The organism is Campylobacter concisus UNSWCS, assembly GCF_000466685.1.
GTDB classification, from domain to species: Bacteria; Campylobacterota; Campylobacteria; order Campylobacterales; family Campylobacteraceae; genus Campylobacter_A; species Campylobacter_A concisus_A.
Genome location: NZ_ANNG01000029.1, coordinates 1 through 12,491 on the forward strand (window position 1 = coordinate 1; position 12,491 = coordinate 12,491).

Annotated in this window: 13 protein-coding genes; 11 read left to right on the forward strand and 2 right to left on the reverse strand. The window is 39.6% G+C overall.

The features are described 5' to 3' along the window. The coding region (locus UNSWCS_RS12520) for a methyl-accepting chemotaxis protein (protein ID WP_035143656.1) at nt 1-787 on the forward strand (787 nt) is incomplete at its 5' end. 577 nt (nt 788-1,364) lie between these two features. Here the strand turns inward: UNSWCS_RS12520 and UNSWCS_RS06460 are convergent. Both UNSWCS_RS06460 and surE read right to left on the reverse strand, forming a co-directional pair. Beyond that, a complete protein-coding gene (locus UNSWCS_RS06460; protein WP_021087841.1) occupies nt 1,365-2,015 on the reverse strand; it encodes a ThiF family adenylyltransferase in 651 nt (216 codons plus the stop codon). Next, nucleotides 2,005-2,781: a 5'/3'-nucleotidase SurE gene (gene surE, locus UNSWCS_RS06465; protein WP_021087853.1), complete on the reverse strand. Its 777-nt coding sequence runs from the start codon at nt 2,779-2,781 to the stop codon at nt 2,005-2,007. The genes UNSWCS_RS06460 and surE overlap by 11 nt, the downstream gene beginning before the upstream one ends. A gap of 102 nt (nt 2,782-2,883) precedes the next feature. Here surE and lpxB point away from each other — a divergent pair, with 102 nt between their 5' ends. From lpxB to UNSWCS_RS06515, 10 genes are all read left to right on the forward strand, one after another. Further along, nucleotides 2,884-3,918, forward strand: coding sequence for a lipid-A-disaccharide synthase (gene lpxB / locus UNSWCS_RS06470; RefSeq protein WP_021087840.1), 1,035 nt, complete (start codon nt 2,884-2,886; stop codon nt 3,916-3,918). Between the two features lie 3 nt (nt 3,919-3,921). Further along, nucleotides 3,922-4,407 carry a transcription elongation factor GreA gene (gene greA / locus UNSWCS_RS06475; protein WP_012001423.1) on the forward strand — a complete coding sequence of 162 codons (486 nt, stop codon included), beginning with the start codon at nt 3,922-3,924 and terminating at the stop codon, nt 4,405-4,407. A gap of 64 nt (nt 4,408-4,471) precedes the next feature. After that, a complete protein-coding gene (locus tag UNSWCS_RS06480; RefSeq protein ID WP_021087869.1) occupies nt 4,472-5,263 on the forward strand; it encodes a UDP-2,3-diacylglucosamine diphosphatase in 792 nt (263 codons plus the stop codon). Next, nucleotides 5,263-6,216 (forward strand): chemotaxis protein, encoded by a 954-nt coding sequence (locus UNSWCS_RS06485; protein WP_021087860.1) that lies wholly within the window; start codon nt 5,263-5,265, stop codon nt 6,214-6,216. Before UNSWCS_RS06480 ends, UNSWCS_RS06485 begins: the two co-directional genes overlap by 1 nt. Nucleotides 6,217-6,224: 8 nt before the next feature. Continuing rightward, a complete protein-coding gene (locus tag UNSWCS_RS06490) occupies nt 6,225-8,576 on the forward strand; it encodes a chemotaxis protein CheW (RefSeq protein WP_021087842.1) in 2,352 nt (783 codons plus the stop codon). Between the two features lie 10 nt (nt 8,577-8,586). Then, nucleotides 8,587-9,084: a chemotaxis protein CheW gene (locus tag UNSWCS_RS06495; protein ID WP_021087872.1), complete on the forward strand. Its 498-nt coding sequence runs from the start codon at nt 8,587-8,589 to the stop codon at nt 9,082-9,084. Between the two features lie 8 nt (nt 9,085-9,092). Then, complete coding sequence (gene serB / locus UNSWCS_RS06500) at nt 9,093-9,719, forward strand: phosphoserine phosphatase SerB (protein ID WP_021087856.1); 627 nt, start codon at nt 9,093-9,095, stop codon at nt 9,717-9,719. 4 nt (nt 9,720-9,723) lie between these two features. Further along, nucleotides 9,724-10,716, forward strand: a complete 993-nt coding sequence (locus UNSWCS_RS06505; RefSeq protein ID WP_021087851.1) for a transaldolase — start codon at nt 9,724-9,726, stop codon at nt 10,714-10,716. Continuing rightward, nucleotides 10,716-11,876: a type IV pilus twitching motility protein PilT gene (locus UNSWCS_RS06510; RefSeq protein WP_021087845.1), complete on the forward strand. Its 1,161-nt coding sequence runs from the start codon at nt 10,716-10,718 to the stop codon at nt 11,874-11,876. The genes UNSWCS_RS06505 and UNSWCS_RS06510 overlap by 1 nt, the downstream gene beginning before the upstream one ends. A gap of 67 nt (nt 11,877-11,943) precedes the next feature. Beyond that, nucleotides 11,944-12,480 (forward strand): 50S ribosomal protein L25/general stress protein Ctc, encoded by a 537-nt coding sequence (locus UNSWCS_RS06515; RefSeq protein ID WP_002939542.1) that lies wholly within the window; start codon nt 11,944-11,946, stop codon nt 12,478-12,480. Nucleotides 12,481-12,491 lie beyond the last annotated feature (11 nt).

The window sequence follows — 12,491 nt, forward strand, 5'->3', positions numbered from 1 at the left end:
CAATCCAAAACTAGTAGAACTTAAAAATGTTCTAAATAAAATGCTTGATGTTCTTGAAGCAAAAGTAGGTAGTGATCTAAATGTTATCCAAAAGGTATTTGATAGCTATAGAAGATCAGACTTTACCTCTAGGATAGAAAACGCAAATGGTGAAGTAGAAAAGGTAACAAATGCTCTAGGCACAGAAATATCTAGAATGCTAAACTATAACCTAGAAAAAGCTAAAACTCTAGAAGAAAAAGCTAAACTTCTAGCTGAGTCTGTATCTCAAGTAACAAGCTCAGCTAGCACACAAGCAAGCTCACTTCAAGAAAGTGCTGCTGCAGTTGAGCAAATGTCTAGCTCAATGAATGCCATATCTCAAAAGACAGCTGATGTTATAAGACAAAGTGATGAGATAAAAAACATCATAACTATCATTAGAGATATAGCAGATCAAACAAACCTTCTAGCTCTTAATGCTGCAATAGAAGCAGCACGTGCAGGAGAACATGGTAGAGGATTTGCCGTTGTTGCTGATGAAGTAAGAAAACTAGCCGAAAGAACTCAAAAATCACTTGGTGAGATAGAAGCTAATACAAATGTCCTAGCTCAATCAATAAATGAGATGAGTGAATCAATTAAAGAGCAAAGTGAAGGTATCAATATGATAAATCAATCAGTTGCTCAAATAGATAATCTAACAAAAGAAAACGTAGTAATTGCTAACCAAGCAAACGAAGTCACAACAGAAGTAGATGAGATGGCTAAAGCTATAGTTGAAGATGTTAGGAAGAATAAATTTTAAACTAAACCATTACAATTAAATACAAAGCATAGCTCTCTAAAGCATTAGAGGGCTATGTAAATTTAGACTAGATGATTAAATTTAACACATAAAAAACTTCAAACAAATTTTAAGATCAACACTCAAGAATTATCTATCAAATTTTAAAATTTATGAGCGAGCATACACACTTCCAAATATAGTGGCAAGTGGCAACGAGACCTGAATTTGGTAAGTTACTAAGGCGAGTGAGCAAAGTTTTAAAATTTGCCAAAAATAGATTTTTAGAAATTTAAAGTTTTATTTCTTTGTTAAAGAGGAAGAGGCTTGAATTACGAAGTCGCTCCCTTATCTCCCTTTAGATCCTACAATCCCCTCGCACGTTCAAAGTGCATGCGATATCACTATTGTGCCGCATGCGAATTAAAACTCTAGCAAGTTTAAAATTTGGTGATGTGGTTATGATCGCTTGTAAATTTTAAAATTTACTAGACGCTCATCTTGGATTGTTAAATTAGTCTCTTGTAGAGCTGGCTATTAAATTTATCCAAAAATGTCAGCTCTAATTTGAAATTTTGCTCGGAGTGTAAATTTAGGCTTACTGCTCAACTATCTTTTTAACAGCTAGCGAGGCTAAATTTAGCCCAAAGCAGGCAGTTACTCCCATGAAGCTTCCAAGTGGCTTGCAAAGTGGCTCTTCTGTTGAAAAGACCACGTCAAATTTACCGCTAAAGCCTGATTTTTTGAGCTCATATCTATATTTTCTAGCTAGTGGATCGACCGAAGTTTTCCAAACGCAGGCCACCTTGATCTTGGTTGGATCAACCCTTTTTGCCCCACCCATCGAGGCTATAAATTTGCTAGGATCTACCGCATTTGCAAGGGCGATCTTGGCGGTGATATCATCGATCGCATCGATCACCACGTCAAATTTACTAAAGTCAAATCCAGCAACAAACTCAGGCGTGATCAGCGTCTGCATAGGCGTGATGCAAGGATAAATTTTGGCAAACTCCTCCACCTTTACGCCACCCACGTTTTCACTGTAAATTTGGCGGTTTTGATTTGTCACGTCAAAGATGTCTTTATCGATCAGCGTGATGCTTCCGACCCCGCTTCTAGCAAGCGCATCTACGCACATCCCACCAACGCCTCCAGCTCCGCAAACTAGCACTTTTGCGCTTTGAAGCTTGCTAAAACCATCCTCGCCAAAGAGCCATCTTATCCTTGTAAATCTATCATTTTGCATCAAATTTCCCTTTTAAGCTCTCCAAGCTCTCGTATGAAGTCATGTTTAGTTTTATGGGCGTTATCGTGGCAAAGCCCTCATTTACCTTGCTGATGTCGCTTGGCTCGCCTTTTTCGTATTCAAGTGCGGCGTTTCCAAGCCAATAGTACTCGATGCCTCTTGGGTTGCGATTAAGCGTGGCATGCGTGGCGTAGGTGCGTCTGCCAGCTGGCACGACGGCGTAACCTTTGAAATTTTTGCTAGTTGTGGCTGGGATATTTACATTTAGAAATTCTCTTTGATTTAGCAAAATTTCATCATTTAGCACCTTTGGAGTGATAAATTTCACCACCTCTTTTGCTAGCTCAAACCCAAGTTCATTTAGAGAGTTATTTTCATAAAACTGCGAAAAAGCAATGCTTCTAATGCCCTGTAAAACCCCCTCCATCGCCGCTCCACACGTACCAGAATAGGTTATATCTTCGCCCAAATTTGCTCCGTGATTTATGCCGCTTATCACTAGATCTGGTTTTTTATTATAAAGTGCGTGAAGTGCGAGATAGACGCAGTCACTTGGCGTTGCGTCATCGAGTTTAAAAAAGTTATCATCAAGTTTTATAAATCTAAGCGGCCTTGTGAGAGTTAGCGAGTGAGCGCAGGCTGATTTTTCTGAGCTTGGAGCTACGATCGTGACATTTACGCCATCTAGCTCGCTTAAAGCTTCTTTTAAGGCAAGCAGGCCAGTTGCCTCAAATCCATCGTCATTTGTTATCAAAATTTCTTTCAAATTTTATCCTTTAAAGGGTTGGATTTTATCACAGCTTTCTTAAAATTTTAAAGAATTTTTGCGTATAATGCCCCCAAAAAAAGACCTGATGAAAGTGTGTAAATGAAAATTTTAGTCTCCGCTCTTGAGCCATCGGCAAATTTGCATTTAAAAGAAATTTTAAAAAATTTCGAGGGCGAATTTGAGCTAATGGGAATTTTTAGCGAAGAGCTTGGCACGCCATATATGAAAAGCAGCGAGTTTTCTGCGATGGGCTTTGTCGAGGTTTTGCCACTCATTTTTAAGGCAAAAAAAGCGATAAAAGTGATGAGCCAGATGGCAAAAGAGGCTGATGCGGTGCTGCTAATAGACAGTCCAGCCTTTAACCTCCCGCTTGCAAAGGCGATAAAAGAGGCCGGCGCAAAAGCAGCCGTGACATACTACATCTTGCCTCAAGTTTGGGCGTGGAAGCCAAAAAGAGTAAGCGTTGTGGAGAGGTATTGTGACAATCTTGCTTCGATCCTGCCATTTGATGCGAAATTTTATAGCCGCTCGACCTACGTGGGACATCCTTTGATGGATGAGATAAAGCTTAAAAAAACTAGCCTAAGTAGCAGTGGCAAAGTGGCTTTTTTACCAGGATCAAGAAGGTCAGAGATTTCAAGGCTGATGCCAGTTTATAGAGAGCTTGCTAAAAAGATAGAGGCTACAAGGCTGCTTGTCGTGCCACCATTTTTGCTTGATAAAGTGGGCGAAATTTATGGCGATGTGAGCGATTTTGAGGTCGTCTCAAACACGCCTGAAGCCTTGTATGAGAGTGATTTTGCCTTTGTATGCTCTGGCACGGCTACGCTTGAGGCAGCGCTCATTGGCACACCATTTGTGCTAGCATATAAGGCAAAAGCGATAGATGTTTTCATCGCCAGAAAATTTGTAAAGATCAAGCATGCGGGACTTGCAAATATAATGTTTGACTTCATGGGCAAAGAGCCACTTCATGAGGAGTTTATCCAAGAGTTTGCAACGGCTGAAAATTTGCTAAGAGCTTATGAGAGCTGTGATAGACAAAAATTCTTAAAAGGCTGCGATGAGCTAAGGGCCTACCTAGGGCATGGCAGCAGTAAAAATGTAGTAAAAATTTTAAAAAATATGGAGTAAAAAATGAGTGAACCAATGACAATGCACGGATATGAGAAGATAGAAGCTGAGCTAAAGGATCTAAGGTTAGTTCAGCGCCCACAAATCGTAACAGAGATCGACATCGCAAGAAGCCATGGCGATCTAAAAGAAAACGCTGAGTATCACGCTGCAAAGGAGAAGCAAGCCTTTATAGACGCTAGGATCGCTGAGCTTAGCGCACTTTTGGCAAACGCAGAAGTGATCGATCCAAGTAGCTACGAGCATGATAGGGTGAGATTTGGCTCTAGTGTAACGATAATGGACGAAGAGACCGAGGTGGAGCATACTTACACGATAGTTGGTGTGAGCGAAAGTGACCTAGACAAGGGCTATATCTCGATAAACTCTCCTCTTGCAAAGCAGCTTTTAGGCAAGGCTGAGGGCGATGAGGTGGCGCTAAATTTACCAAAAGGCAGAAGCGACGTTGAGATCGTTAAGATCTGCTATAAACCTATAAAATTTGACTAAAAAGATGAGGCGAAGGGCTAAAAACTGCTTTTTGGCTCTGCTAAATTTTTAATTAAGGCAAAATTTGAGCGAATACCTATATGTCCCCGTTATAAAAGAAGGCGCGATCTTTTTGGCTGATGCGCATGAAAATGTAAATAGAGATGGTTTTTTGAAATTCTTGCGCGCCGTTGATAGCAAAGAGATCAAGGAGCCACCGCAGATTTTCTTGCTTGGCGATATATTTGATTTTTTAACGGGTGAGGGCGAATATACGCAAAAATTTTACGCTGAGCACTTAAGGCTTATAAATAAAATTTCACAAAAGGTGGAATTTTTTTACTTCGAGGGCAACCACGATTTTAGACTTTCAAATTTATTTAATAAAACTAGAGATTTTTGGAACAAAGGCGAGAGGCTAAGCTTTGAGGGGGTAAAGGTCTATGACATTTGCGCTCAGCCAGTGAAATTTAGAACTATAAGTGGCGAGCACGTCCAGATCGCGCATGGCGATATATTTTTGCCTTTTATAGATAAATACGCGCTTAGGTTTTTAAGGCTTAGATGGTTTTTGAAATTTATGAACGCGCTTGATAAAATTTCGGATTTTAAAATTTCAAAAGCGATACTAGCCAAACTTACTAAGAAAAATCTGCACTATAAAATTTCAAACTTCAAGGAGCTAATGAGCAAGCATTTGCAGGGCTTTGATGCAAGTATAGTGATAGAGGGACACTATCATCAAGGTGAGCTATTTGATATTTACGATAGATTTTATATAAATTTACCTTGTTTTGCATGCGAGCAAAGTTATTTTGTTGTAGAATACGCCCAGCAAAAGTTGAATTTGCTCAAAATGAGTTTGAAAGGACATTGATGTTTGGAGACAACGTACTAAAAACGGGCTCAAACGAGATGGAACTTGTTGATTTTCGTATCTTTAAAAAGGCCGAAAACAAAGTATATGAAGGAATATACGGAGTCAATGTCGCAAAGGTGCGGGAGATCATTAAGATGCCAAATCTTACCGAGCTTCCTGGCGTTCCTGAGTATATCGAGGGAATTTTTGATTTAAGAGGTGTGGTTATCCCTGTTATAAATTTGGCAAGATGGATGAATATCGTCGAGCCAACTGAGGGTGTAGTCATAAAACCACGTGTTATTATCGCTGAGTTTAGCGGTATATTGATCGGTTTTATCGTCCATGAGGCCAAGAGGATCAGACGTATAAACTGGAAAGACATAGAGCCTGCAAATTTTGCTGCTGGAGCTGGTACTCTAGATAAGGGCAAGATCACAGGTGTAACAAGAATAGAAAACGACGAAGTACTTCTTATCCTTGATCTTGAAAGCATCGTTGAAGAGCTAGGAATTTACTCACCAAAGATCGATTTCGAGGTTGATGAAAACGAGAAGATCAAGGGTGTGGCTCTTGTGCTTGATGATAGCTCAACTGCTAGAAAGCTTGTAAAAGACGCACTTGAGAAGATGGGTCTTAGTATAGTTGAGGCTAAAAACGGCGTTGAGGGCTTAGAGAGGATGGAGGAGCTTTATCAAAGATATGGAGATAACTTAGCAAAAGAGCTTAGAGTTATCTTAAGTGATATCGAAATGCCACAAATGGATGGCTACCGCTTTGCTTCAACTATTAAAAATGATGATAGGTTTAAAGAAATTCCTATTGTATTTAACTCTTCATTAAGCAACGAATTTAGCGAAGCAAAGAGTAAAGAAGCTGGCGGGGAGATGTACCTTACAAAATTTGATGCTGGTATATTCTACAAAGAGGTGCTAAAAGTGATTGAAGCACATTCTAAATCTGCAAAATGAGGTGAAGTATGGATGATATGAAAGAAATAATGGAAGACTTTTTAATAGAGGCTTTCGAACTTATTGAGCAGATAGACCATGACCTTGTTGAACTAGAAGCAAACCCTGAAGATTTGGAACTTTTAAATAGAATTTTCCGTGTTGCTCACACAGTAAAAGGTAGCTCAAGCTTTTTAAATTTTGACGTTTTAACAGAGCTTACTCACCATATGGAGGATGTTTTAAACAAAGCTAGAAAAGGCGAGCTAAAGATCACTCCAGATATCATGGACGTTGTCCTTGAGTCAGTTGATATGATGAAAGGACTACTTGAGAGCATTAGAGATAACGGTAGTGACGCAGCCGCTGGCATTGATATTAAAAATATCTGCGCTAGCCTGACACAAATTTCTGAAGGTGAAGCCCCAAGTGCAGCCGCAGAAACTCCAGCCGCACCAGCTCCTGAGCCAGTAAAAGAGCCAGAGCCAGCCGCATCAGCTGAAGAAGCAGCTCCTGAAGTAAGTGATGCTGAGCTTTCAAAACTAAGTGACTCTGAGGTTGAAGCTGAGATAGAGAGACTTTTAAAAGTTAGAAAAGCAGAAGATCAAGCAAGACGTGCTTCAAAAGGCATAGCTCCAAAATCTCCTGAAGAGATAGCACCGGCTGCAAGCGCTGCACCAGCACCTGCACCTAAGCCAGCTCCTAGTAGAGAAAGAGATGCAGATAAAAAAGTGCCAGCAGCTAGTAGCAGCAGTGCAGTAGCACAAGAGCAAACGATACGTGTTGAAGTAAAAAGACTTGATCACTTGATGAATTTAATCGGCGAGCTTGTTCTTGGTAAAAACCGCCTACTAAAAATTTATGATGACGTAGAAGAGAGATATGAGGGCGAGAAATTCCTTGAAGAGCTAAATCAAGTAGTATCAAGCCTAAGTCTAGTTACGACTGATATCCAACTAGCTGTTATGAAGACAAGGATGCTTCCAATAGCAAAAGTCTTTAATAAATTCCCACGTATGATACGCGATCTTAGCCGTGAGCTTGGTAAGCAGATTGACCTTGAAATTTCAGGTGAAGAGACTGAGCTTGATAAATCAATCGTTGAAGAGATCGGCGACCCGCTAGTTCACATCATCAGAAACTCATGCGATCATGGTATCGAAGATCCTGAGACAAGAAAGGCAATGGGCAAACCTGAAAAAGGTCTTGTTCAGCTAAAAGCTTACAACGAAGGCAACCATATCGTTGTTGAGATAGTTGATGATGGTAAGGGCTTAGATGCTGATATGCTTAAAGCCAAGTCTATAGAAAAAGGCATCATCACTGAGCGCGAAGCCGATGCTATGAGTGAGAAAGAGGCTTTTGGTCTTATATTTAAGCCTGGATTTTCAACTGCAGCTAAGGTTACAAACGTATCTGGTCGTGGCGTTGGTATGGACGTTGTTAAGACAAACATTGAAAAACTAAATGGTATCATTGATATCGAGAGTGAAGTTGGAAAAGGCACAGTTATGAAGCTTAAAATTCCACTCACACTTGCGATCATTCAGTCACTTCTTGTTGGAACGCAAGAGGAATTTTATGCGATACCACTTGCGAGCGTTCTTGAGACTGTTCGCGTGCCGATCGATGATATCTACACGATCGATGGTAAAAATGTTTTAAGACTAAGAGATGAGGTCTTATCTCTTGTTAGACTTTCAGACGTCTTTGGAGTCAATAAAGTCTTTGATGGCGGAGATCAAACTTACGTCGTTATCATCGGTGTTGCTGAGGCAAAACTGGGCATCATTGTAGATACTTTAGTTGGTCAAGAAGAGATTGTTATTAAGTCAATGGGTGATTATCTACAAAATATCCCAGGCATCGCTGGAGCTACTATTAGAGGCGATGGTCGCGTAACTCTTATCATAGACGTTGGTGCTATGATGGAGATGGCAAAGGATATTAAGGTAAATATTAGGGCCGAAATGGAAGATAGCACTAAAGCAAAAGAGAAACCAAGCGATTATAAGGTTCTAATCGTTGATGACTCTAAGATGGATAGAACCATCATGCAAAAATCGCTTGAGCCAATCGGCGTCACAATCATAGAAGCAACTAACGGAGTAGAAGCACTCAATATAATTAAATCAGGCGAGCATGCCTTTGATGCGGTGCTAATCGATATTGAGATGCCAAGGATGGACGGATATACTCTAGCTGGTGAAATTCGCAAATACTCTAAGTATCGCACTTTACCGCTAATAGCAGTAACATCAAGAACGTCTAAAACTGATAGATTGCGCGGAGTAGAGGTAGGTATGACTGAATATATCACAAAACCATATTCGTCAGAATACCTTGAAAACGTTGTTAGAAAAAATATTAAATTAGGTTAGGGGTTAGGCGATGAATGATAAACTAAACCAAGTTTTAAGCAAACAAAAACAGCAAATTGACGAGCCTGAGATAAAAAACAACGAAGATATAGTCCAACTTGTAGGCTTCGTTGTTGGCGAAGAAGAGTATGCGATACCTATTTTAAATATCCAAGAGATAATCAAGCCTATCGAATACACCCGTGTTCCTAGCGTGCCTGACTATGTTCTTGGTGTGTTTAACTTGCGTGGAAACGTTATCCCTCTTATTGATTTGCGAAAACGTTTTTCACTAAATGTTACAAAGCAAAGCTCAAATACAAGATATATCGTCATGAAAGATGAGGATAATATCGCAGGCTTCGTGATAGACCGCTTGACGGAGGCTATCAGAATAGACCGCAACAGGATTGATCCGCCGCCAGAGACTTTGGTAAAAGACAAAGGCATGATCTATGGTATCGGCAAACGCGATCAAAACATCCTTACGATTTTAAAGGTTGAAAGCCTTTTAAAGCGTGATTTTTAGGGCATAGCTTGATAAAACTTTGTGTTTTTGACTTTGACTCTACGATAATGGACGGCGAGACGATTGATATCCTCGCCGCCGCTAATAACGCCAGCAATGAGGTGGCTAGCATAACAAAGCGTTCGATGAACGGCGAACTTGATTTTTTTGAAAGTCTTACAGCAAGAGTAAAATTTTTAAAAGGAATGCCACTTTCAAAAGCGGATGAAATTTGTAAAAATTTACCCATCATGCTAGGAGCTAGCGAGCTTATAGCTGCTCTAAAGCAAAAAGGCATAAAGGTTGTGGTCTTTAGTGGTGGTTTTCACATTGCAACTGATAAGATGCAAGAAAAACTTAAATTTGATGCAAATTTTGCAAATATCTTGCACCACAAAGATGGAATTTTAACAGGTGAAGTTGGCGGGGAGATGATGTTTGGTAGCTCAAAAGGCGAGATGATAGATCGTTTAAAGGGGCTATTAAATTTAGATAAAAGTGAGATCATGTGCGTTGGCGACGGAGCTAATGATGTATCTATGTTTAAAAAATGTGATCTAAAAATTGCCTTTTGCGCGAAAGAAATTTTAAAAAAAGAGGCGACGCATTGCGTGGATGTCAAAGATCTGCGTAAAATTTTAAATTTTATAAGGTGAAAAAATGTATGACAATGAAGCTAAATTTTCTCTTTGGTGTGACTTTATAGAGAGAGACTTTTTACAAAACGAATTTAACTCTTTATTAGAAAAAGGCGTTATAAACGGAGCTACAAGCAACCCAGCTATCTTTAAAACAGCTTTTGCATCACCTGCTTACAAACAGATCATACAAAATAGCAATAAGCGTCACCCAAAAGATCTTTATGAAATTTTAGCGACCCAAGATATCAAAATAGCCGCATGTAAAATGCTAAAAAACTACGCAAATGGCGATGATGGCTTTGTTAGTATAGAGGTTGATCCAAATTTAAGTGGCGAAACAGCTGCTACGATAGAAGAGGGCATCAGGCTTCATAGTCTCATCTCAATGCCAAATGTAATGATAAAGATCCCAGCTACAAAAGAGGGCTATGAGGCGATGAGTGCGCTTATGGCAAGAGGTATCAGCGTAAATGCGACGCTCATTTTCTCGCCAGATCAGGCTAAAAACTGCCTAGAGGCTTTTAAAGAGGGCAGTAAGGCATACGCAAGCCGCTTTGTGGATACGACGATGCCAAAAGGTGTGATCAGCGTTTTTGTTAGTAGATTTGATAGAAAGCTTGATGAGACAATGTCTGCAAAGAGCCTACCAACTGGGCAGATCGGCATAATGAACGCTGCAAATATCTATCATATCATTGAGGATTTTGGCTTAGAAAACGTAAGGACACTTTTTGCAAGCACTGGCGTAAAAGGCGGGGGCTTAAGAGGGGATTATTACGTTAGGGAGCTAATGTATAAAAACTCTATAAACACAGCTCCGATAGAGACTATAAAAGAATTTATAAAAGAAAAAGCTGAGGCAAAAAATGCCCCTAGCAAAGAGAATATCTCAAGCTTTTTTCACATCATAAAAAATAATGAGATCGATATAAATGCTACTTATAAAGAGCTTTTAAATGATGGCTTGAAGCAGTTTGTTGCAGCATTTGACGACATTATGAAATCACTTTAATGACCAAACAAGACCTAGACTCATATCTGTGCTCTTTAGTTGATAAAGGCGGCAGCGATCTTCATCTAAAGTCTGCAAGCCTTGTTTATGGCAGATTTAATGGTGAGATCATGCCACTTAGTGAAGAAAATTTAGACCCAAGTGATGCGGTAGCTATCGCAAATGAGCTTTTGGGGGCTAAATTTGATGAGTTTATGGATAAAAAAGACATAGATTTTTCGTATAAACTAAATGACGAGTACTGCTTTCGTGTAAATATGTTTTTGCAGATAAATGGAATTTCTGCTGTCTTTCGTGTCACTCCAACGAAAATCCCAACCATAAAAGATCTAAATTTACCAAGCGTGATAGAAAAAATTTGCACTGAGACCACTCGTGGCATCATTTTAGTGACTGGCCCAACTGGAAGTGGCAAGACGACAACGCTTGCAAGCATGATAAATTTCATAAACCAGACAAAAAGATCGCACATCGTGACTATCGAAGATCCGATTGAATACGTATTTAACGACGATAAAAGCATAATAAATCAGCGCTCTATCGGGGCAGATGCACTAAATTTCTCAGATGCGCTAAGAGCTTCGCTAAGAGAAGATCCTGACATCATTTTGGTGGGCGAGATGAGAGATCTTGAGACGATTGAGACTGCCATTAGAGCTGCTGAGACTGGTCACTTGGTGCTTTCGACACTTCACACACTTGATGCAAAAGAGAGCGTAAATAGAATAGTAAATAGCTTCCCTCAAGGCGAGCGAGATAAGGTCAGCCTTATGTTCTCTTCAGTGCTTGCTTGCGTCATCTCACAAAGGCTAGTTAAGACGCTTTTTGGCACAAGACGCCCAGCAGTCGAGATCATGAGAAAAAATACCCGCATAAAAGAGCTCATATCTGAAGAGAAATTTGACGAGATCGATCTTGCCATAGCTGAGTCAAAAAATACTTACGGCATGCAAACTTTTGACCAGCACCTGCTTGAACTTTATGAAAATAAGATAATTAGTGCCGAAGTAGCGCTTGATAATGCTAGTAACAGGGGTGATTTACAGCTTAAGATAAAAAGCTCAAATGTAGCAGGTTTTAGCTTTGAAAATGGTGTAAATTTTGGCAAACCTCAAAGCAAACAAGATCAACCTGAAGTGATCGCACTTAAAGAAATTTAGTAAGCTTTATCTGAAATTTATAAAGCATTAGATAAAATCAGCACCTATTTTTTATGAAAGGAAAACGATGTTAGAAGGAATCGTTAGAGAGAGTATCGGTAAGAAGTCTGCGAAGGCTTTGAGAAGAGATGGTTATCTAATCGCCAACATTTATGGCAAGGGATTAGAGAATGTTGCAGCTGCTTTTAAAGTAAATGACTTTATTAAAGAAGCGCGCAAAAAAGAGAGCCTTGCTTTTGATGTAAAAGTAGGCGGAAAAGTTTATAATGTCGTTATTGTTGATTACCAAAGAGATGTTGTTACAAGCGATCTTAAACACGTGGATCTAAAAGTAGCACTTCCAGGCGTTTTATCAAAATATATGATCCCGGTTAAGCCAGTTGGAACACCTATTGGTCTTAAAAATAAGGGCGTTTTGATCCAGTCAAAAAGACGTCTTTGCGTAAAATGCACAGCTGAAAATTTACCAAATTCATTTGATGTTGATGTAAGCAAACTTGACATTGATGATACGATTTTGGTTCGTGATATCACAGCTCCTAAAGGCGTTACTATCATTGACGCTGACCGTGTTGCGGTACTTGGAGTTATTAAAGCTAAATAAAAAGGGCTTTT

What these genes read in the sequence shown, in the direction of transcription:
- UNSWCS_RS06505 (WP_021087851.1), top strand. Translation starts at nt 9,724, where the DNA reads ATGTATGACAATGAAGCTAAATTTTCTCTTTGGTGTGACTTTATAGAG.
- UNSWCS_RS06460 (WP_021087841.1), bottom strand. Translation starts at nt 2,015, where the DNA reads ATGCAAAATGATAGATTTACAAGGATAAGATGGCTCTTTGGCGAGGAT.
- UNSWCS_RS06490 (WP_021087842.1), top strand. Translation starts at nt 6,225, where the DNA reads ATGGATGATATGAAAGAAATAATGGAAGACTTTTTAATAGAGGCTTTC.
- UNSWCS_RS06485 (WP_021087860.1), top strand. Translation starts at nt 5,263, where the DNA reads ATGTTTGGAGACAACGTACTAAAAACGGGCTCAAACGAGATGGAACTT.
- UNSWCS_RS06495 (WP_021087872.1), top strand. Translation starts at nt 8,587, where the DNA reads ATGAATGATAAACTAAACCAAGTTTTAAGCAAACAAAAACAGCAAATT.
- lpxB (WP_021087840.1), top strand. Translation starts at nt 2,884, where the DNA reads ATGAAAATTTTAGTCTCCGCTCTTGAGCCATCGGCAAATTTGCATTTA.
- greA (WP_012001423.1), top strand. Translation starts at nt 3,922, where the DNA reads ATGAGTGAACCAATGACAATGCACGGATATGAGAAGATAGAAGCTGAG.
- UNSWCS_RS06510 (WP_021087845.1), top strand. Translation starts at nt 10,716, where the DNA reads ATGACCAAACAAGACCTAGACTCATATCTGTGCTCTTTAGTTGATAAA.
- UNSWCS_RS06515 (WP_002939542.1), top strand. Translation starts at nt 11,944, where the DNA reads ATGTTAGAAGGAATCGTTAGAGAGAGTATCGGTAAGAAGTCTGCGAAG.